Source organism: Pseudomonas sp. MRSN 12121 (assembly GCF_000931465.1).
GTDB lineage: Bacteria > Pseudomonadota > Gammaproteobacteria > Pseudomonadales > Pseudomonadaceae > Aquipseudomonas.
This window is the reverse complement of sequence record NZ_CP010892.1, coordinates 5044811-5063860: the sequence shown is the minus strand read 5'-3', so window position 1 is coordinate 5063860 and position 19050 is coordinate 5044811. Positions and strand designations below refer to the sequence as shown.

The 19050-nt window shown below is 63.3% G+C and carries 21 protein-coding genes; 8 read left to right on the top strand and 13 right to left on the bottom strand.

From position 1 onward, the window contains the following. Window positions 1-3: 3 nt before the first annotated feature. Window positions 4-519, bottom strand: a complete 516-nt coding sequence (gene uraD, locus TO66_RS22860; RefSeq protein ID WP_044464401.1) for a 2-oxo-4-hydroxy-4-carboxy-5-ureidoimidazoline decarboxylase — start codon at window positions 517-519, stop codon at window positions 4-6. Then, entirely contained in the window at window positions 516-1445 is a 930-nt protein-coding gene (puuE, locus tag TO66_RS22855; RefSeq protein WP_044464400.1) for an allantoinase PuuE, read from the bottom strand. The genes uraD and puuE overlap by 4 nt, the downstream gene beginning before the upstream one ends. Window positions 1446-1863: 418 nt before the next feature. Here puuE and uraH point away from each other — a divergent pair, with 418 nt between their 5' ends. Beyond that, on the top strand, window positions 1864-2217 hold the full coding sequence (gene uraH / locus TO66_RS22850; protein WP_044464399.1) for a hydroxyisourate hydrolase: 354 nt from the start codon (window positions 1864-1866) through the stop codon (window positions 2215-2217). Window positions 2218-2388: 171 nt separating this feature from the next. Here the strand turns inward: uraH and TO66_RS22845 are convergent, their stop codons facing one another. The 3 genes from TO66_RS22845 to TO66_RS22835 form a co-directional block, all read right to left on the bottom strand. After that, window positions 2389-3015 carry a LysE family translocator gene (locus TO66_RS22845; RefSeq protein ID WP_044464398.1) on the bottom strand — a complete coding sequence of 209 codons (627 nt, stop codon included), beginning with the start codon at window positions 3013-3015 and terminating at the stop codon, window positions 2389-2391. A gap of 63 nt (window positions 3016-3078) precedes the next feature. Then, complete coding sequence (locus TO66_RS22840; protein WP_044464397.1) at window positions 3079-4428, bottom strand: NCS2 family permease; 1350 nt, start codon at window positions 4426-4428, stop codon at window positions 3079-3081. 313 nt (window positions 4429-4741) lie between these two features. Next, a complete protein-coding gene (locus TO66_RS22835) occupies window positions 4742-5176 on the bottom strand; it encodes a MarR family winged helix-turn-helix transcriptional regulator (RefSeq protein ID WP_044464396.1) in 435 nt (144 codons plus the stop codon). A gap of 82 nt (window positions 5177-5258) precedes the next feature. Between TO66_RS22835 and TO66_RS22830 the strand changes: the two genes are divergently transcribed. Both TO66_RS22830 and TO66_RS22825 read left to right on the top strand, forming a co-directional pair. After that, window positions 5259-6425, top strand: coding sequence for a PLP-dependent aminotransferase family protein (locus tag TO66_RS22830; protein ID WP_044464395.1), 1167 nt, complete (start codon window positions 5259-5261; stop codon window positions 6423-6425). Window positions 6426-6437: 12 nt separating this feature from the next. Further along, window positions 6438-7040: a glutathione S-transferase family protein gene (locus TO66_RS22825; RefSeq protein ID WP_044464394.1), complete on the top strand. Its 603-nt coding sequence runs from the start codon at window positions 6438-6440 to the stop codon at window positions 7038-7040. A 166-nt stretch (window positions 7041-7206) separates the two neighbouring features. Here the strand turns inward: TO66_RS22825 and TO66_RS22820 are convergent, their stop codons facing one another. The 5 genes from TO66_RS22820 to TO66_RS22800 form a co-directional block, all read right to left on the bottom strand. Beyond that, window positions 7207-7578 carry a glutathione S-transferase N-terminal domain-containing protein gene (locus tag TO66_RS22820; protein ID WP_044464393.1) on the bottom strand — a complete coding sequence of 124 codons (372 nt, stop codon included), beginning with the start codon at window positions 7576-7578 and terminating at the stop codon, window positions 7207-7209. 103 nt (window positions 7579-7681) lie between these two features. After that, entirely contained in the window at window positions 7682-8227 is a 546-nt protein-coding gene (gene folE / locus TO66_RS22815) for a GTP cyclohydrolase I FolE (RefSeq protein WP_044464392.1), read from the bottom strand. 77 nt (window positions 8228-8304) lie between these two features. Then, window positions 8305-8862 carry a Smr/MutS family protein gene (locus tag TO66_RS22810; protein ID WP_044464391.1) on the bottom strand — a complete coding sequence of 186 codons (558 nt, stop codon included), beginning with the start codon at window positions 8860-8862 and terminating at the stop codon, window positions 8305-8307. Window positions 8863-8934: 72 nt separating this feature from the next. Beyond that, a complete protein-coding gene (locus tag TO66_RS22805; protein ID WP_044464390.1) occupies window positions 8935-9255 on the bottom strand; it encodes a hypothetical protein in 321 nt (106 codons plus the stop codon). Between the two features lie 130 nt (window positions 9256-9385). Next, complete coding sequence (locus TO66_RS22800; RefSeq protein ID WP_044464389.1) at window positions 9386-9976, bottom strand: cysteine hydrolase family protein; 591 nt, start codon at window positions 9974-9976, stop codon at window positions 9386-9388. 237 nt (window positions 9977-10213) lie between these two features. Here TO66_RS22800 and prmB point away from each other — a divergent pair, with 237 nt between their 5' ends. Next, the gene (prmB, locus tag TO66_RS22795; RefSeq protein ID WP_044464388.1) at window positions 10214-11122 is read left to right on the top strand and encodes a 50S ribosomal protein L3 N(5)-glutamine methyltransferase; all 909 of its coding nucleotides are present in this window, start codon (window positions 10214-10216) and stop codon (window positions 11120-11122) included. A 112-nt stretch (window positions 11123-11234) separates the two neighbouring features. Here prmB and TO66_RS22790 read toward each other — a convergent pair whose 3' ends face one another. Together TO66_RS22790 and TO66_RS22785 are read right to left on the bottom strand one after the other, a co-directional pair. Further along, a complete protein-coding gene (locus TO66_RS22790) occupies window positions 11235-12023 on the bottom strand; it encodes a hypothetical protein (protein WP_044464387.1) in 789 nt (262 codons plus the stop codon). A 98-nt stretch (window positions 12024-12121) separates the two neighbouring features. After that, complete coding sequence (locus TO66_RS22785; protein ID WP_044464386.1) at window positions 12122-13075, bottom strand: alpha/beta hydrolase; 954 nt, start codon at window positions 13073-13075, stop codon at window positions 12122-12124. Window positions 13076-13217: 142 nt separating this feature from the next. On the opposite strand from TO66_RS22785, the gene aroC reads away from it, so the two are divergent. The 3 genes from aroC to TO66_RS22770 all read left to right on the top strand — a co-directional run bounded on the left by aroC (window position 13218) and on the right by TO66_RS22770 (window position 16200). Then, a complete protein-coding gene (gene aroC, locus TO66_RS22780) occupies window positions 13218-14309 on the top strand; it encodes a chorismate synthase (RefSeq protein ID WP_044464385.1) in 1092 nt (363 codons plus the stop codon). A 34-nt stretch (window positions 14310-14343) separates the two neighbouring features. Continuing rightward, window positions 14344-15492 (top strand): MFS transporter, encoded by a 1149-nt coding sequence (locus TO66_RS22775; protein ID WP_044464384.1) that lies wholly within the window; start codon window positions 14344-14346, stop codon window positions 15490-15492. A 162-nt stretch (window positions 15493-15654) separates the two neighbouring features. Next, window positions 15655-16200 carry an acireductone dioxygenase gene (locus TO66_RS22770; RefSeq protein WP_044464383.1) on the top strand — a complete coding sequence of 182 codons (546 nt, stop codon included), beginning with the start codon at window positions 15655-15657 and terminating at the stop codon, window positions 16198-16200. A gap of 117 nt (window positions 16201-16317) precedes the next feature. On the opposite strand, the gene TO66_RS22765 is transcribed toward TO66_RS22770, so the two are convergent. Next, on the bottom strand, window positions 16318-16596 hold the full coding sequence (locus TO66_RS22765) for a DUF3509 domain-containing protein (protein WP_044464382.1): 279 nt from the start codon (window positions 16594-16596) through the stop codon (window positions 16318-16320). A 619-nt stretch (window positions 16597-17215) separates the two neighbouring features. On the opposite strand from TO66_RS22765, the gene TO66_RS22760 reads away from it, so the two are divergent. Beyond that, the gene (locus TO66_RS22760; RefSeq protein WP_044464381.1) at window positions 17216-19048 is read left to right on the top strand and encodes a long-chain-acyl-CoA synthetase; all 1833 of its coding nucleotides are present in this window, start codon (window positions 17216-17218) and stop codon (window positions 19046-19048) included. Window positions 19049-19050 lie beyond the last annotated feature (2 nt).

Genomic DNA, 19050 nt, shown 5'->3' with positions numbered 1-19050 from the left:
TCGCTAGAGCGTCAGTAATCGGAACAGGGCGATCTTGTTGATCTCCGCCAGCGCGCATTTGAACTCGGTGTCGACCGGGTTGTGAATGCGCGTTTCGAACGCCGCGAGGATCTGATGCCGGTTGCTGCCTTTTACCGCCATGATGAAGGGAAACTTGAACTTGGCCTTGTAGGCGTCGTTCAGCTCGGTGAAGCGCTGGAACTCTTCGGCCGTGCATTGGTGAATACCGGCGCCAGCCTGTTCATGGGTGCTGGCTTCGGTCAACTGCCCCTGGACGGCGGCTTTGCCGGCCAGGTCCGGGTGAGCGTTGATCAGGGCCAGCTGGCTTTGCTGATCGGCGCTCAACAGGATGTCGCTCATGCGCTGGTGCAGGGTTTCGATCTCGTCGATCGATGGATCCTGGCCCAGTTCGAAGGCCTTCTCGGCCACCCATGGCGAATGTTCGTAGATATCGGCGAAGGCTTTGACGAAGGCGTCGCGGCTCAGGGTCGAGGGTTTCAGGGTCTGGAAGGTGCTCATTTCGACGCTCCCGGGAACGGATGGGCCTGCTGCCAGTGGCGCGCAATGTCCACGCGGCGGGCGAACCAGACCTGGTCGTGGCCCTTGGCGTATTCGAGGAAGCGCTTCAGCGCGGCCAGGCGCGCCGGGCGACCGATCAGGCGGCAGTGCAGGCCGATGGACAGCATCTTCGGCGCGCCCTCGGCGCCTTCGGCGTAGAGCACGTCGAACGCATCCTTGAGGTATTGGTAGAAATCGTCGCCCTGATTGAAGCCCTGGACCTGGGTGAAGCGCATGTCGTTGGTGTCCAGGGTGTAGGGGATCACCAGGTGTGCCTTGCCGGTCGGGTTGTTGGGTTCCCAGTAGGGCAGGTCGTCGTCGTAGGTGTCGCAGTCGTAGAGGAAACCGCCTTCCTCCATTACCAGGCGCCGGGTATTGGGCCCCGTGCGTCCGGTGTACCAGCCCAGCGGGCGCTCGCCGGTGATTTCGGTGAGGATGCGGATCGCTTCTAGCATGTGCTCGCGCTCCTGGGCTTCGTCCATGTACTGGTAGTCGATCCAGCGGTAGCCGTGGCTGCAGATTTCATGGCCGGCCTGGACCATCGCACGGATCACGTCCGGATGGCGCTGGGCGGCCATGGCGACGGCGAAGATGGTCAGCGGAATGTCGAATTCCTTGAACAGCTTGAGGATCCGCCAGACACCGGCACGGCTGCCGTACTCGTACAGCGATTCCATGCTCATGTTGCGCTCGCCCTGCAGCGGCTGGGCGGCGACCATCTCGGACAGGAAGGCTTCGGACTCTTTGTCGCCGTGGAGAATATTGCGCTCGCCGCCTTCTTCGTAATTGAGCACGAACGACAGGGCGATGCGGGCATTGCCCGGCCAGTGAGGGTGAGGAGGGTTGGAGCCGTAACCGATCAGGTCGCGTGGGTAGTCAGCGCTCACTGCAGTCTTCCTTCTATCGTGATAACGGTGGCGTGGCGGGGCCTGGGGGGAAGGACAGGCTGGCGTCACAGCGATGGGCTGATTGTATACAACTTTTATTGCGCTTTGTAAGCCCGTTTTTTTGCATTTTTCATCCGCAAGGCACTTGTCCGGGTACTGCAAGAAACCTGCCTGATAGGTCAGGTAATGGATGTAAAGTCGTGTGCGCCTGCGACATCGCCGCGAATCGCCGGTAGGCCGTGGCCCGCCGGAAGCTGTGGAAAAGCGGTGATTTTTATTGTGTACAATTTTTTTTAAAAGTGTCTTAATAAAATCCTCGTCGCACCCTTCGATGCTCCGAAACGGTGCGGTCTGCTCATCAATTGACTTCAGGAGGCGCGAGGTCTGGGCGCATGTAGCGCGCAGGCACGCAGAATCAATGGGACGTTTGACTACACACGTTTTGGACGCCGCGCATGGCTGCCCCGGCAGCGCCATCAAGGTCGAGTTGTACCGGGTCGAAGGGGCGCACCTGGAGCTTGTCGCCAGTGCCCTGACCAACAGCGACGGTCGTTGCGATGCGCCGCTGCTGCAAGGCGACGACTACCGTACCGGGGTTTACCAACTGCAATTCCATGCGGGCGACTACTACCGCGCCCGTGGCGTGCAACTGCCGGAGCCGGCGTTTCTCGATGTGGTGGTGCTGCGCTTCGGCATCTCGGCGCAGCAGGAGCATTACCACGTGCCGCTGCTGATCTCGCCGTACAGCTATTCGACCTACAGAGGAAGCTAGGACTCTCCCCCCACGAATCCTGCGCAAATAGCTTCTTTGGTCTTTCGCCCGCTCACACTGCGGGCTTTTTTTCGTCCCCGGAAATGTGTTGTGGGTGAGGACGTCATCGCGGGCAAGCCACGCTCCTACAGAAGCCAATCCTGTAGGCGCGTGGCTTGCTGGCGAAGCTTTTCAGCGGCTCAACAGCGACGCGGCACCGGCGCCGCCGAACAGCCCGGCGCTGATCCGGTTGAACCAGCTCTGGCCCTTGCCGCTGCGCAGGTAGCGCGCCGCGCCGTGGGCGCCGAGGCCATAGGCCAACTTGCACAGGAGGTCCAGTACGGTCCAGGTAGCGATCATGATCAGCAGCTGCGGCAGGAAGGGCTGTTCGGCGCTGAGGAACTGCGGCAGGAAGGCGGCGAAGAACAGAATGTCTTTCGGGTTACTGGCGCCCAGCACGAAGGCGCGTCCGAACAGGGCGCGAAAGCGGGGCTTGGCCAGGGCTTGCGGCACCTCGGCGCCCTGGGATGGCTGCCGCGACTGCTGCCAGCTTTGCCAGGCAAGGTAGAACAGGTACAGCGCGCCGACGATCTTCAGCGCGCTGAACAACTGCTCCGAAGCCAGCAGCAGGGCGCCCAGGCCCAGGGCCGAGGCGCTCAGCAGGCAGATCGAGGCGAACACGCCACCGAGGAACGCCGGATAGGACCTGCGCAAGCCGTAATTCAGGCTGTTGCTGATCATCAAGAGAGACAGCGGCCCCGGAATCAGGATCACCACCAGTGCAGCGCCGCTGAACAGCAGCCAGGTTTCCACGCTCATTGTTTTTCTCCTTATGTGCAAAAGCCTCACCCGAGGGGGTGAGGCCGTTTGAAACCGCTGGCCTTACAAGAAAATGAACTTGGCGATGAAGATCGCGCACAGCACCCACAGACTGATGGAGATTTCCTTGTACTTGCCCGTCCCGGCCTTCAGCGCCACGTAGGTGATGAAGCCCAGGGCGATACCGTCGGCGACCGAAAAGGTCAGGGGCATCATGATCGCGGTAACGATCGCCGGGATGCTGTCGGTGGCCTCTTCCCAGTCGATGTGGGCCATGCCGCCCATCATCAGCATCGCTACATAGATCAACGCACCGGCGGTGGCGTAAGCGGGAATCATGCCAGCCAGCGGGGCGAAGAACATGGCGGCGATAAATAACACACCTACGGTCACCGCGGTAAGACCAGTCCGACCACCCGCAGCGACCCCCGCGGCACTTTCCACATAGCTGGTGACGGGCGGGACGCCGACCACCGCGCCAAAGACGCTGGAGGCACTGTCTGCCTTGAGCGCGCGGGAGAGGTTGTCGATCTTGCCGTCGGGGTTGACCAGGCCGGCGCGCTGGGCCACGCCCATCAGGGTGCCGGCGGTGTCGAACATGTGCACGAAGAGAAAGGCCAGCACCACGCTGATCATGCTGACGTTGAACACGCCGGCGACATCCATGGCCATCCAGGTCGGTGCCAGGCTGGGTGGGGTCGACAGGATGCCCTCGTAGTGCACGAGGTCCAGGCCCCAGCCGGCCAGCGTCACGGCGATGATGCTGATGAGGATCGCGCCGAACACCCGGTGATAGCTGAGCACCGCGATCATCAGGAAACAGATGGCCGCCAGCAGCGGGCCGGGTTCGCGCAGGGAGCCGAGCTTGATCAGGGTTGCCGGGCTGTCGACCACGATGCCGGCCGTCTTCAGGCCGATCAGCCCGAGGAACAGGCCCACCCCGGCGCCCATGGCGAAGCGCAGGCTTGCCGGAATGCTGTTGAGCAGCCATTCGCGGATCCGCGAGAAGGTCAGGAACATGAACAGCACGCCGGACACGAACACGGCGCCCAGGGCGGTTTCCCAGTTGTAGCCCATGGTCCCGACCACGGTGTAGGTGAAAAAGGCATTGAGCCCCATGCCGGGTGCCAGGCCGACCGGCCAGTTGGCATACAGCCCCATCAACAGGCAACCCAAGGCCGCGGCGATGCAGGTCGCGACGAATGCCGCGCCGTGGTCGATGCCGGCATCGGCCATGATGTTGGGGTTGACGAAGATGATGTAGGCCATGGTGATGAAGGTGGTCATACCGGCGATCAGTTCGGTCTTCACCGTGGTGCCATGCAACCTGAGTTTGAAGAGGCGCTCCAGCCAGCCACTGCTCAGTGGCGGCGAAAGTTCCAGCGAAGGGGCTTCGGATTTGCGGCTTTCCACAGCAGTACTCCTCAAGAGTTTTATTATTTTTTCCAGAGCCGGACACGCAGGGGGGGGGGGCAGCGGCTCTTTGAGGCAGGTAAGGCTTGCGGGCTTTTATTGACCTATGGGTCAAGAACTCGCACGTGGCGAATTATGCTTTTGTATACAAATAAAGCAAATAATGTTTTTGAGGTTGTGTGCGAAAAGTTCGCCACAAAGGCTATATGACCTGGAGCCGGCTCGACCGGGGCACGCGGCAGGCGCCAGGGGAGGGGGCTGGCGCAGTCTGACAGAGGGGGGCGCTAGGCTGACGCCCGTTGCATGCCCGGTGTCAGCGGTTCTCGCCCAGGGCCTTGTTCACCGCCAGCCAGCCATCCACCGCCGCCTCGCCGGCCTCGGCGAATGCCCGTTGTAGCAGCTTTACCTGTTCGCGGCGCAGCGCCTGCTCGAAGCGCGCGCCGTCTGCCGTCAGCTCCAGCAGGCGTTTGCGCTTGTCGCTCTCGGGGGCGACGCTGTCGACCAGGTGCATTTCCATCAACTGGCGCAGCGGAATGTTCAGCGCCTGCTTGCTCACCCCCAGCGCCGTGAGCAGTTCCTTGACGCTCAGCCCCGGGTAGCGAGCGATGAAAAACACGATGCGTTGGTGCACGCGGCTCAGGCCACGGCGTTCGAGCATTTCGTCGGCCTTGGCGGTAAAAGCCTGGTAGCCGAAGAAGAAGGCCTCCATGGCGGCTTGCTGGGTGGTCTGGTTTTTAAGGTCAAGCATATTGACGTATCTACAGAGGTCGGCGTAATTTCGGTCAAGTAGTTTGACGTATTTTCCTCTGCCTTTGCCACCGGTGACCCTCATGGCCTTCTCCGAACGTGTCTCGCGTCTCAAAAGCTCACTGATCCGTGAAATCCTCGCCGCTGCCCAGCGTCCGCAGGTGATGTCTTTCGCCGGCGGCCTGCCCGCCGAAGCGATGCTGCCACCGCTCGACTGGCAGGAGATGCCCACCGCCATGGGCCAATACGGCATGAGCGAAGGCGAACCGCAGTTGCGCGAAGCCCTGGCGGCGCAAGCCCGGGCGCTGGGCGTGCCGTGCGAAGCCAGCCAGGTCCTGGTGGTCAGCGGTTCGCAGCAGACCCTTGACCTGGCGGCCAAGCTGTACATCGACAAGGGCACCGAGATCCTGCTGGAAGCGCCGACCTACCTGGCGGCGCTGCAGATCTTCCAGCTGTTCGGCGCCGATTGCCTGACTGTGCCGCTGGAGGCCGACGGGCCGGACCTGAACCAGCTGCGAGCGCGCCTGGAGCGGCACCGTCCGGCCTTCATCTATCTGATTCCGACCTTCCAGAACCCCTCGGCGGTGCGCTACAGCGAGGCCAAGCGCGACGCCGTGGCCGCCTTGCTCGACGAGTTCGGCGTGACCCTGATCGAAGACGAGCCCTACCGCGAACTGACCTTCGACGGTGGCGGTGCCACGCCCATTGTCGGGCGTTTGCGCAAGGCCAGCTGGATCTATACCGGCACCGTCTCCAAGACTTTGCTGCCGGGGCTGCGAGTCGGCTACCTGATCGCCAGCCCGGATCTGTTTCCCCATCTGCTGCGCCTCAAGCAGTCGGCTGACCTGCACACCAACCGCGTCGGCCAATGGCAGGCGCTGCAATGGATCGGGACCGAAAAGTACCAGCGGCACCTGGGCCAGTTGCGCGATTTCTACCGGGTGCGCCGCGACGCTTTCCAGGACGCCCTGCAACATCATTTCGCCGGGCTGGCCGACTGGCAGGTGCCGCAAGGCGGGCTGTTTTTCTGGCTGACCTTGAAACAGCCGCTGGACACCCGCACTTTGCTCAAGGCGGCGCTGGAGCAGGACGTGGCATTCATGCCGGGCGAACCTTTCTTCTCCGAGCCGGACCGCAATCCAGGTCACCTGCGGTTGAATTTCAGTCATATCGATCCAGCGCGGCTGGACGAAGGTCTCAAGCGGCTGGCCACCGTGATACGTCAAGCACAGGCTGCACAGGCAGCCTGAGAGGAGAGGGCCATGTACAAGGTTTATGGGGATTACCGGTCCGGCAACTGCTACAAGGTCAAGCTGATGCTCAATCTGCTCGGCCAGCCTTACCAGTGGCAGGCCGTGGACATCTTGAACGGCGATACGCAGACCGAAGCGTTCCTGGCGAAGAACCCCAACGGCAAGATCCCGGTGCTGGAGCTGGAAGACGGCACCTGCCTGTGGGAATCGAACGCGATTCTCAACTTTCTCGCCGACGGTAGCGAATTCCTGCCAAGCGAACCGCGTTTACGCACGCAAGTGCTGCAATGGCAGTTTTTCGAGCAATACAGCCATGAGCCGTACATTGCCGTGGCACGCTTTATCCAGCAGTACCTGGGCCTGCCGCAAGAGCGACGCCATGAGTACGAAAAACTGCAAAAGCGCGGCTACAAGGCGCTGGATGTGATGGAGCACCAGCTGGCGCGCACACCGTACCTGGTGGGCGAGCAGTATTCGATCGCCGATATCGCGCTATACGCCTATACCCATGTGGCCCACGAGGGCGGTTTCGACCTTGGCCGCTATCCGGCGATCCTGGCGTGGATGGAGCGGGTGCAGAGCCATCCGCTGCATGTCGGGATGCTCGATTGAGCGGCTGCAGGAAATGAAAAAACCGACCCTTGGGTCGGTTTTTTATGGTCTGGCTCTTATGGGGCTGTTCTGGCGCTATCGCGGGCAAGCCTCGCTCCTACTCGGTCGCAAACCTGTAGGAGCGAGGCTCGCCCGCGATGACGCCCGTCAGAACGCCACCAACCATTCAAGCTGTTGCAAAGCGCTTGTCCAGATAATCGATGATCGCCTTGGATTCGTACATCCAGGTGGTCTGGCCGTTTTCCTCGATACGCAGGCACGGCACCTTGATCTTGCCGCCCTGTTCCAACAGGGTCTGGCGGTCCTGCTCGTTGTTCTTCGCGTCCCGCAGGGCCACCGGCACGTTCAGGCGATGCAGGGTGCGGCGGGTTTTCACGCAGAACGGGCAGGCGTGGAATTGGTACAGGGTCAGGCTCTTGGCGTCCTGTTCGACCTGGGCTTGAGCCGCGGCAGGGCGCTGCTGCTTGCGTGGGCGGGTGATGAAGTCGATGAAGATGATGAGCTGGCCGAGGCCGACTCGAAGCGCTTTGACGATCACGGTATTGCCTCTTGCCCTGGTGAGAAGGGGCGGCAGCTTACCTGATTTTTGCCTGGCGAAAAAAAAACCGGCGATGAACGCCGGTTCTTTCGGGCAGCCCGTATCACTTGATCAGGCTGAGGAACTCGCTGCGGGTCGCTGCGTTTTCACGGAATTCGCCCAGCATCACCGAAGTGATCATCGACGAGTTCTGCTTCTCCACACCGCGCATCATCATGCACATGTGCTTGGCTTCGATCACCACCGCAACGCCCAGGGCGCCGGTCACCTGCTGGACCGCATCGGCGATCTGGCGGCTGAGGTTTTCCTGGATCTGCAGGCGGCGTGCGTACATGTCGACGATACGTGCGACTTTCGACAGGCCCAGCACCTTGCCGCTCGGAATGTAAGCGACGTGGGCCTTGCCGATGAAAGGCAGCATGTGGTGCTCGCACAGCGAGTAGAGCTCGATGTCCTTGACCAGCACCATTTCGCTGTTGTCGGAGCTGAACAAGGCACCGTTGGTGACTTCTTCCAGCGTTTGCTCATAACCGCGGCAGAGGTACTGCATGGCCTTGGCGGCACGTTTTGGCGTGTCGAGCAGGCCCTCGCGGGAGACGTCTTCGCCCAATTGGCCGAGGATCGCCGTGTAATTCTGTTCCAGGGACATGAAACTACCTGTGGGATTTTACGCAAAGGGCAAGGGTACGGTGGCGGACCCGGCGCTGCAAGCACGACGAAGCGGCTTTACTCGTCGCGGCCTTCCATCATGGTGCGCTTGAGCATCACGTAGACCGCGCCGGCGCCGCCGTGCCGGGCCTGGCACGAGGTGAAGCCGAGTACCTGGGGATGCTGGCGCAGCCAGGTGTTGACGTGGCTCTTGATCATCGGCCGCTTGCCGTCCAGGCGCACGGCCTTGCCGTGGGTGACGCGCACGCAGCGGATCTCGAACTTCGTGGCTTCGGCAAGAAACGCCCAGAGGGTTTCCCGGGCCTTTTCCACGTTCATGCCGTGCAGGTCGAGGCTGCCCTCGAAGGGAATCTGGCCGGCCTTGAGCTTGCGCACCTGGCTGTCCTGGACGCCGTCGCGGGCCCACATCAGTTCGTCTTCCGGGCCGACGTCGATCACGAACTGATCGGACAGGCCATCGACGGTGGTGGTTTCGGTACGCACGGTAGCGGACTGGCGCAGCTTGGCGATCTGCGCCCGGTCAGCCTTGGGTTTGCCGGTATCGGCGCGATCGTGCTTGATCGGCTTGACGCCTTGGATCGCGCTTTTGAACAGGGAAAAATCGTCGTCTTGCATGTCAGCCTCCGCGAAGACCGAGCAGTTTACCCAACTCGACGGGAGAGGGCGGAACAAAACCAGTGCGGCGATTCAGTCGTGCTTCTTCATCAGGTGCGGAGCCATGTTCAGGGTTTGCGGCTGGCGCATGCGCCGCCGGCAGCGCCGCCACAACCAGACGCCGACATACAGCAGTAACAGACCCAGCACTAGAATCACCGCTGAACCCGCCGGGCTGGCATTCAATTCGCCCAGCGCCGGGGGGCGCCCCAGCAGGCTGGCAGCGCCGGCCATCGCCAGCAGCACACCGAAGGTCGCCAGCAGCGCGGAGAACCCCGCGCCCAGGCGCAAACGCCAGTTCCGCGGGCCTTTGGGCCGCAGCCGACGTGCGTCAAAACCATCGGATATCTTCATTCCGACCTTCCTCAATGGATATCGGCCCTTCGACCGAAAGATGACCGGGTGGTTCCTGAGGCTAAGGCAATTGCAGCAAATGAGAGGCTTTTGCAGATGAGCGGCCCGCAAGCCGCTCATGACGGGTCGATCAGATCAGGTCTTTGGTCAGGGCGAGGGTGGCGAAGTTGTCCGCCATGATGGCCATTTCGGTCTGCTGGACGTGCGCGGCGCTGAGGATACCGCCCTTGTAGGGCAGGTCGCGGGTGGCGCAGGCGTCTTCCACCAGGGTGCAGCGAAAGCCCAGGTTCTTCGCGGCGCGCACTGTGGTGCTGACGCTGGAGTGGCTCATGAAACCGCAGACGATCAAATCCAGGGAACCCAGATCCTGCAGGCGTTTTTCCAGTTCGGTGCCGTGGAAGGCGCTCGGCAGCAACTTGCCGATGATGGTCTCGTCGCCCTGGGGTTCGAGGCCGGGGATGAATTCGCCGCGTTCGCCCTGCGGGTCGAACAGGCCGCCGACGGTGCCGAGGTGGCGCACGTGCACGACCGGGCGGCCGGCGGAGCGGGCGGCAGCTACCAGTTGCTTGATGTTCGCGGCCGCGGCGTCGATGCCGGACAGGGCCAGCGGGCCGCTGAGGTACTCTTTCTGGGCGTCGATGATCACAAGGGTCGCGTGGCTCAGGTTGGCTGCTGCATAACCACGACCGCTGAGTTGAAACATCGTCTTTGGAACGGACATTCTGGGGCTCCTGTGGGTGGGGCTTTTGCGACATTGTCCTCTGGCGGAGCCCTTCTGTGAATCGCTACTAACGTAAGGTGCGTGGTTGCTGGCCTACAGCCGTGTCAAGGGCTATGCGCACACGAGCCGAACCGGGGGAAAACGGCCTGGATGCCGCGCAGACTCAGATTTTTCATGCGTCGTCCTAAGACGTTTTGGCTGTTAGAATCGCCAGTCGTTTTTTCAGGAGTCTGTCCCGTGATCACTTCCCGCCTGCGCACTCTGCGCGACCACATCCGTTGGGCTGTCAGCCGCTTTCATGGGGAGGATCTGTTTTTCGGCCATGGGACCGACAACGCCTGGGACGAAGCTCGTCAGCTGGTGCTGGGCGCCTTGCACTTGCCCTGGGAAATTGCCGACAGCTATCTGGATTGCGCGCTGGAGGACGACGAACTGGTCAACCTGCAGCGCCTGCTCAAGCGCCGCATCGAAGAGCGCGTACCCGCCGCCTACCTGCTGGGCGAAGCCTGGTTCTGCGGCCTGTCGTTCATCGTCGATGAGCGTGTGCTGATCCCGCGTTCGCCGATCGGCGAGCTGATCGAAAAGCGTTTCGAACCCTGGCTGGGCGCCGAGCCTGCGCGGATTCTCGACCTGTGCACCGGTTCCGGCTGCATCGGTATCGCTTGCGCCTACGAGTTCCAGAACGCCGAAGTGGTGCTGGCCGACCTGTCGTTCGAAGCCCTCGAAGTGGCGAACCAGAACATCGAGCGCCATGGTGTCGACGAGCGGGTGTTCACCGTACAGGGTGACGGTTTCGAGGGCCTGCCGGGCCAGCGCTTCGACCTGATCGTGTCGAACCCGCCGTATGTCGATGCCGAGGATTTCGCCGACATGCCCGAGGAATACCAGCACGAACCGGAGCTGGGCCTGGCATGCGGCGACGACGGCCTGAACCTGGTGCGGCGGATGCTGGCCGAAGCGGCCGATCATCTGACCGAGAAGGGCTTGCTGATCGTCGAGGTCGGCAACAGCCAGGTGCATGTCGAGGCGCTGTACCCGGAGGTCGACTTCGCCTGGCTGGACTTCGAGCGCGGCGGCCATGGCGTGTTCATGCTCACCGCCGAGCAGTGCCGGCAACACCAGGCGTTGTTCGCCGCCCGGGTCTGATCGGCGTTTCTGTAGGAGCGAAGCTTGCTCGCGATGGCGTCCATCCAGACACACCCCGGTGCCTGGATCGCGGGCAAGCCTCGCTCCTACAGGTATCCCCGCAGGTCTGGAGTCAGCGGTGGGTGGCGATCCAGATCAGCAACCCGGCCTGGAACACCGCGAAGGCCACCAGGCAGGTGATGGTAAAGCGCAGTCCGGTGTCTTCGCGCTTGTACTTGGCGACCTTTTCTTCGTGCTTGCGCAGTTTGACTTCCTGCTCCTCGAGGTTCTGCTCGGCCTGTTGCAGCATCTGCGCGGCTTCGAGGATCTCGACGAATTGCAGCTTTTCGCTGTTCCAGGTGGGCAGCAGCTCGCCGACCTGCACGTCCTTGACGCTGCCCTTGAGGTGCTGGGCGTCGGCGTACACCACATCGAAGCCCTGGACCCGCAGGAAATGATCGCGACGCAGGCGCGTGGCCTCGTTCAGCGCGTCCTTGTTCGCCAGTTCGAAACCGTCCACGCGGTAGTGCGGCCATTTCTTCTGGGCCCAGCTTGCCCCCTGGGCCAGCAGGAAACGCCCGATACCGCGGTTCGCCGGCTCGATCTGCAGGTTTTCCGGCTCGAAGCGCACGCGGCGGGTGGTGTGGTCGACCCAGACATCCAGGTGGTTCTGTTCCTTGCGCACCCGCTGGCCCGGCAACTGGAGGGTCATGCGCAGCAGGCTGCGTTCCTTGTTGCTGCGCTCGGCGTAACCGAACTCGATAAAGCGCAGGGGCCGCCCGCCGGTGGCGCGATCGGTCTGCAGCGGAGCCAGGCGAAGCATCCGATGATGCTCGGCGTGGACGTCCGCCCAGGGCAAGGCCACGGCTTCGGGAGCGGGGGTTTCAACCTCGGTTTCGGGAGGGTTCTGGGTATCGGTCATAACGGCGAGATCCTGTCCAAGCGCTGCATGCCGACGGCAAGGAAACGGCCGGCAAAGGCTTATCGGCCGTTTTTTTCAGGACTGGAGGGGAAAACGCGTCAACCGGCGCGAAGTCCGTCAATAAAACCGATGATGCGGCTCCCCAGTTCCGAGGCCAGGGGCAGTTGTGGATCCCTGTAGGAGGCCAGTTGCCGCTTGACGTCCTTGGGCACGATGCGCAACACGTGGTTCATGCCCTCGATCAGCGCCAGCTGGGCATCCGGCTTGGCGGCCTTGAGCATCCGCGCATCGTCGACGCTGACCTGGATATCGCTGCTGCCCTGGACGATCAGCGCCGGCATTTTCAAACGGGCGAAGGCGGCGGCCGGGTCTTCCTTGAACAGGGTGATCAGGTACGGCTGCACGCTGGGGCGGAAAATCACTTCCAGCTGCGGCGGTACGTCGGTGTCGACGCGGCCGGCCTTGAGGCTGTCGAGCAGTTCGTTGCTGCGCAGCATCAGCGGCGCCGGCAGGCGGTAGCTCAGTTGCTGGCGCAGCACCTGGTCCACCGGGCGTGCCGTGCCGGAGATGGAAATCAGCGCCGCGGCATCGACCTGGGGAGCGGCCAGGGTCGCGATCAACGCGCCTTCGCTGTGGCCGAGCAGGATCAGCGGCCCCAGGCGCGGGTCGGTCTTGAGTTGCTTGCCCCAGGCCACGGCGTCGGCGACATAGGCATCGAGGGTCAGGTTGCGTTCGTCCGGGGTGGCGGCGAGGCTGGCGGCCACCCCGCGCTTGTCGTAGCGCACGCTGGCGATGTTGTGCTTGGCCAGCACCCAGGCCAGGCGCTTGAGGCTGTCGTTGCGCCCGCCGTCGGGGTTGTTGCCATCGCGGTCGGTGGGGCCGGAGCCGGAGACGATCAGCACCACCGGCACCGGGGCATCGGACTTGGGCAAGAGCAGCGAGCCGTACAACTCGCCGTGGCCGGTGTCGAGGCTGATGGGCCGTTGCAGCACGGCCGCCTGGACCAGGCCGGTGAACAGGGTAAGGCTCAAGAGGAGAACTCGCAGCATCATCACGCCATCATTGAAAAGGGTGCCGGTTGGACTTCCAGGCACGGATAAGGTTCGAGGATGAACTAGTTGGGTAGCCTGCGTATACTGGCGCGCTCAGCAATCACAACTGAGTTATTTCGGCTGATTTCACGGAGCACCCTGCATGTCCGGCAATACCTACGGCAAGCTGTTCACTGTCACCACCGCGGGCGAAAGCCATGGCCCGGCGTTGGTCGCCATTGTCGACGGCTGCCCGCCGGGGCTCGAGCTGTCGCTGGACGATCTGCAGCGCGACCTGGACCGGCGCAAGCCCGGCACCAGCCGCCATACCACCCAGCGCCAGGAAGCCGATGAAGTCGAAATCCTCTCCGGCGTTTTCGAGGGCAAGACCACCGGCTGTTCCATCGGCCTGCTGATCCGCAATACCGACCAGAAGTCCAAGGACTACTCGGCGATCAAGGATCTGTTCCGCCCGGCCCATGCCGACTACACCTACCACCACAAGTACGGCATCCGCGACTACCGCGGCGGCGGCCGCAGCTCGGCGCGGGAAACCGCCATGCGCGTGGCGGCCGGCGCCATCGCCAAGAAGTACCTGGTCAGCCAGGGCATCGTGGTGCGCGGCTACATGAGCCAGTTGGGCCCGATCGAAATCCCGTTCAAGACCTGGGATTCGGTGGAGGACAACGCGTTCTTCAGCCCCGACCCGGACAAGGTCCCGGAGCTGGAGGCCTACATGGACCAGTTGCGCCGCGACCAGGACTCGGTGGGCGCGAAGATCACCGTGGTCGCCGAAGGCGTGATGCCGGGCCTGGGCGAGCCGATCTTCGACCGCCTGGACGCCGAGCTGGCCCACGCGCTGATGAGCATCAACGCGGTCAAGGGCGTGGAGATCGGCGCCGGTTTCGCCAGCGTCGCCCAGCGTGGCACCGAGCACCGCGACGAACTGACCCCCGAAGGTTTCCTCAGCAACAACGCCGGCGGCATCCTCGGCGGGATTTCCTCGGGGCAGCCGATCGTCGCGCACCTGGCGCTCAAGCCGACCTCGAGCATCACCACCCCGGGCCGTTCGATCGATATCGACGGCAACCCGGTGGACGTCATCACCAAGGGCCGTCATGACCCGTGCGTCGGTATCCGCGCCACGCCGATCGCCGAAGCCATGATGGCCATCGTGCTGATGGATCATCTGCTGCGTCATCGTGGGCAGAACGCCGACGTGCGCGTCGGCACGCCGGTGCTGGGCCAGCGGTAATGGCATCCCTGCCGGTCGCCACGGTCTGAAGGCCGTGGCGGCGCTGCCGTACTGGCGGCTTTCCAGTTTCTATCTGTTCTATTTCGCCCTGCTGGGGTCGACTGCGCCGTTCCTGGCGTTGTATTTCGATCACCTGGGGTTTTCCAGTGCGCGCATCGGCGAGCTGGTGGCGATTCCCATGCTCATGCGCTGCGTGGCGCCGAACCTCTGGGGCTGGCTCGGCGACTACACCGGCCGGCGCCTGGCCATCGTGCGTTTTGGCGCGGTGTGCACGCTGCTGAGCTTTTCGCTGATTTTTCTCGACAAGAGCTACGTCTGGCTGGCGCTGGTCATGGCTTTGCACGCGTTCTTCTGGCATGCGGTGCTGCCGCAGTTCGAGGTCATTACCCTGGCGCACCTGCAAGGCCAGACTGCCCGCTACAGCCAGATTCGCCTGTGGGGATCGGTCGGTTTCATTCTCACCGTGGTCGCCCTGGGGCGCCTGTTCGAGTGGCTGAGCCTGGACATCTACCCGGCGGCGCTGGTGCTGATCATGGCCGGGATTGTCCTCAGCAGTGCCTGGGTGCCCAACGCCCAGCCCGCCAATCCGGGCAGCCGTGCGGCCGCCGGCGGCTTTCTCGACCAGCTGCGCAGCCCCGGCGTGCTGGCCTTTTACGCCTGTGTGGCGCTGATGCAGATGAGCCACGGCCCTTACTACACCTTCCTGACCCTGCACCTGGAACACCTGGGCTACAGCCGCGGCTTGATCGGCCTGCTGTGGGCGCTGGGGGTGGTCGCCGAAGTGCTGATATTCCTGGCGATGAGCTGGATCCTGTCGCGTTTTTCGGTGCGCCGGGTATTGCTGGCGAGTTTCCTGCTGGCGGCCCTGCGCTGGCTGCTGCTGGGCGCCTTCGCCGAATACCTGTGGGTGCTGCTGTTCGCCCAGGTGCTGCATGCGGCGACCTTCGGCAGCTTTCATGCCGCGGCGATTCATTTCGTGCAGCGCAGTTTCGGCGCGCGCCAGCAGGGGCAGGGCCAGGCCCTGTATGCCGCCCTGGCCGGCACCGGCGGGGCCCTGGGTGCGTTGTATGCCGGCTACAGCTGGAACGCCCTGGGCGCGACATTGACCTTTAGTATTGCAAGCCTCGCGGCGTTGGCGGCAGCCGTTATCATTGCCACGCGCATGCAAGAGGACAGGCCATGAGTCGCCTCTTCAGCGTGCCTGTCCGAGTGCGCGGCGAAGGCTTGCACTGCATTGAACCCTCGAGGCTTGCTTCGACCGAGGCAGCCACCGCCTGATGATGCTCCAGCCCCGCCGGCGTCGAACACGCCGCAGGGCACTGCCGTTTATAGAGGAATTGCCACGATGAGCAGCTTGTCCGTTTACCACGTATCCAGCCCGGACCTGCCGAACAAGGTGCTGACCCATTTCGACGATATCGTCGCGACCCTGGCTGAGCAGGGCGTGCGTTTCGACCGCTGGCAGCTCGCGCCGCGGATCGTTCCGGGCGCGAGCCAGGAGGAGGTCATCGCTGCCTGCCAGGAACCGCTCGATCGGCTGATGACCGAGCGCGGCTACCGTGCCGTGGAGGTGCTCAGCGTTGCCGAGCATCATCCGCACAAGGCCGAGCTGCGGGCCGGCCTGCTCGACGAACAGCAGCAGGCGCAGGCCGCGGAGTGGCTGTTCGTCGCCGGTCGAGGCTTGCTTAACCTGCATATCGACGACTACGTGTATGCCGTGTTCTGCGAGAAACACGATCTGATTTCGCTGCCGGCCGGGACCGCGCATTGGTTCGACATGGGCGAGAACCCATACCTGGTGGCGATCCGCCTGTTCGCCAATGCCGCGGGTTCGGCCCCTCGGCTCACGGGTTCCGAGCTCGCCCGCCAGTTCCCCGGCCTGGACGACTGAGGCTCGTCCAAAAGCATTCAGGCCATGTCAGCGCAAGGCTGACATGGCCTGAAGGGTGATCCATGGTGGCGTGCTGCGGCGTCGCCGGGACTGCGGTTCAGAGACGACGCGCTGGACTCACACCGAGTGATACGACGGCAGGGCGAAGCGGTTCTGGCTCTGCAGCAGCGAAATCTGTGGCAACTCGCTGGCCTGTTCCGCCAGGTCACGACGCAGTGCGCTGATCACCCACGTCAACTGGTCGCCGGCATGCAACTGCGCATAGGAAATCGAGCGCTTGAGCTGTTTGCCCTCGCTGTTGCGCAGCGTCAGCAGGATGCCGCCGTCGGGACGTGGCTGAGTGGTCACTTGGTAATCGGAGAACAGGGAAGCGAATTTTTCTTGGATCAGGCTCATGTCTATCAGCTCCATGGTTCTTGAATGGCAAACCTGAAGAGGTAGTTGCAGCGACTGTGCCAGCAATTAAATTTTTAAAAACCTATATAAATCAATAAGTTAATAATTGTTGCGGATTACGCTTCCGTGCAATTTGCATGAATGGCCATCGTGCATCCTGCATTTTGCGAGATTGCCCAGGGGGCGCCGGTCGGGGGAATGTTGCGTCCGTCCGCCGGCGCGCAGGGCCAACCCGGGGCCGCACCGCGTCGTTCCGCTGCCGGGAATCCTGGGGCTGGGAGAGATACAAAACTTTGCAAAAACTCCGTGTACAGGCCGAGAACCGCTGACGTATTTTTCGGCCAGCAGCACGCTTCGCAGGGCGCATCGCCCGGGCTGTCGATCAGCCCCACGCCTTTGATGTTCCAGGCTGTACAGGTCAACCAGAGGCTTCATCGACATGGACAGTCATGCGTCGTGATCCTGCGGGTCATGAGCGCCTGATAATAAGAAAATAGGACGTCATCCATGAACGCCATGTTTTGCGCCCCTGTCGCCGGCGCTCCGCCTGTTTCTCCTGCCGCTCGCCCCCCGACGCTTCGCCGGCAGGCTTCTGCTTGTGTGTCGAACAGGAGCCGCCATGAGCCCGCGTGAGCCCGACATGATCACCTGGGGCATGATGCTGCGAAAGCTGCCCGCCATCGCCCGGGCGTTGCCCCGGGTGGTCAGGGGCATGCGGGTCGCCCACGTCAAGCGCGCCGACCAGCCCTGCGGGCTCGGCTGGACCTTCGAGCAGGCGGCGCAGCGCAATCCCGACGGCCCGGCATTGCTGTATGGCGAGCGCGTGCTGAGTTATGCACAGGCCAACCAGTGGGCCAACCGGATCGCCCACTACCTGGCGGGCCAGGGCATCGGCAAGGGCGACGTGGTGGCGATCTTCGTCGAGAACCGTCCCGAACTGCTGGTCAGTGTGCTGGCGGTGGCCAAGCTCGGCGGCATCTGCGCCATGCTCAACACCGCGCAGACCGGCAGTGTGCTGGTGCATAGCGTGAATCTGGTGAAGCCGCTGGCGATCATCCTCGGCGGCGAACTGCTCCCAGCCTATTCGGCCATCCGCGACCAGGTCGCCATTGCCGAGGTGCGCACCTGGTTCGTCGCCGACCCGGACGCCGAGCCCATGCTGACGCCTGCGGGATGCACCGACCTTATGGCCGCGAGCGCCGACAGCGACGCGCGCAACCCCGCGAGCAGCGCCCGGATCTACCTCGACGACCCCTGCTTCTATATCTACACCTCGGGCACCACCGGGCTGCCCAAGGCCGGCATCTTCAAGCACGGCCGCTGGATGCGCACCTCGGCCAGCTTCGGCATGATCGCCCTCGACATGCGCCCGGCCGACATCCTGTATTGCACCTTGCCGCTGTATCACGCCACCGGGCTGTGTGTGTGCTGGGGCTCGGCCATCAGCGGCGCGTCGGGCTTCGCCATCCGCCGCAAGTTCAGCGCCAGCCGTTTCTGGGACGACGCCCGCCGGTTCAAGGCGACCACCATCGGCTATGTGGGCGAGCTGTGCCGCTACCTGCTCGACCAGCCCGCCAGCGACAACGATCGCCACAACCCCGTGCTGAAGATGGTCGGCAATGGCCTGCGCCCCGGTGTCTGGGGGCCGTTCAAGCAGCGTTTCGGCGTCGAGCACGTGTGTGAGCTGTACGCCGCCAGCGACGGCAACATCGGTTTTACCAACGTGCTCAATTTCGACAATACCGTGGGCTTTTCCCTGGCGCCCTGGGCGCTGGTGGAGTACGCCCACGACACCAGTGCGCCGATCCGCAACGGTGCCGGCTTCATGCAAAAGGTCGCCCGGGGCGGCCAGGGGCTGCTGCTGGCGAAGATCGACGACAAGGCGCCGCTGGATGGCTATACCGAGCCGGAGAAGAACCTCAAGGTGATCCTCCACGACGTGTTCGAGAAGGGTGACCGTTACTTCAACACCGGCGACCTGCTGCGCGACATCGGTTTCGGCCATGCGCAGTTCATCGATCGCCTGGGCGATACCTATCGCTGGAAGGGGGAAAACGTATCCACCACCGAGGTGGAGAACATCCTGCTGCAACATCCGCAGGTGGCCGAGGCGGTGGCCTACGGCGTGCAAGTGCACAACACCGATGGGCGGGCCGGGATGGCGGCCATCACCCCGGCCGAATCCCTGGCCACCCTGGACTTCGCCGAGCTGCTGCAATTCGCCCGGCAGCGCTTGCCGGGCTACGCGGTGCCGCTGTTCCTGCGGGTCAAGGTGAAGATGGAAACCACCGGCACCTTCAAGTACCAGAAGACGAGGCTCAAGGACGAAGCCTTCGATCCGGCGAAAACCGCTGGCGATCCGGTGTACGCCTGGCTGCCCGGGGCGGACACCTACGTCCCGGTGACCGCCGCGGTATGGGCGGATATTTGCGCCGGCCGGCACCGCTATTGATT

Coding starts and splice junctions, on each gene's coding strand:
- uraD (WP_044464401.1), bottom strand. CDS start 519: ATGAGCACCTTCCAGACCCTGAAACCCTCGACCCTGAGCCGCGACGCC.
- uraH (WP_044464399.1), top strand. CDS start 1,864: ATGGGACGTTTGACTACACACGTTTTGGACGCCGCGCATGGCTGCCCC.
- TO66_RS22845 (WP_044464398.1), bottom strand. CDS start 3,015: ATGAGCGTGGAAACCTGGCTGCTGTTCAGCGGCGCTGCACTGGTGGTG.
- TO66_RS22835 (WP_044464396.1), bottom strand. CDS start 5,176: ATGCTTGACCTTAAAAACCAGACCACCCAGCAAGCCGCCATGGAGGCC.
- TO66_RS22830 (WP_044464395.1), top strand. CDS start 5,259: ATGGCCTTCTCCGAACGTGTCTCGCGTCTCAAAAGCTCACTGATCCGT.
- TO66_RS22825 (WP_044464394.1), top strand. CDS start 6,438: ATGTACAAGGTTTATGGGGATTACCGGTCCGGCAACTGCTACAAGGTC.
- folE (WP_044464392.1), bottom strand. CDS start 8,227: ATGTCCCTGGAACAGAATTACACGGCGATCCTCGGCCAATTGGGCGAA.
- TO66_RS22810 (WP_044464391.1), bottom strand. CDS start 8,862: ATGCAAGACGACGATTTTTCCCTGTTCAAAAGCGCGATCCAAGGCGTC.
- TO66_RS22805 (WP_044464390.1), bottom strand. CDS start 9,255: ATGAAGATATCCGATGGTTTTGACGCACGTCGGCTGCGGCCCAAAGGC.
- TO66_RS22800 (WP_044464389.1), bottom strand. CDS start 9,976: ATGTCCGTTCCAAAGACGATGTTTCAACTCAGCGGTCGTGGTTATGCA.
- TO66_RS22790 (WP_044464387.1), bottom strand. CDS start 12,023: ATGACCGATACCCAGAACCCTCCCGAAACCGAGGTTGAAACCCCCGCT.
- TO66_RS22785 (WP_044464386.1), bottom strand. CDS start 13,075: ATGATGCTGCGAGTTCTCCTCTTGAGCCTTACCCTGTTCACCGGCCTG.
- aroC (WP_044464385.1), top strand. CDS start 13,218: ATGTCCGGCAATACCTACGGCAAGCTGTTCACTGTCACCACCGCGGGC.
- TO66_RS22770 (WP_044464383.1), top strand. CDS start 15,655: ATGAGCAGCTTGTCCGTTTACCACGTATCCAGCCCGGACCTGCCGAAC.
- TO66_RS22765 (WP_044464382.1), bottom strand. CDS start 16,596: ATGAGCCTGATCCAAGAAAAATTCGCTTCCCTGTTCTCCGATTACCAA.
- TO66_RS22760 (WP_044464381.1), top strand. CDS start 17,216: ATGAGCCCGCGTGAGCCCGACATGATCACCTGGGGCATGATGCTGCGA.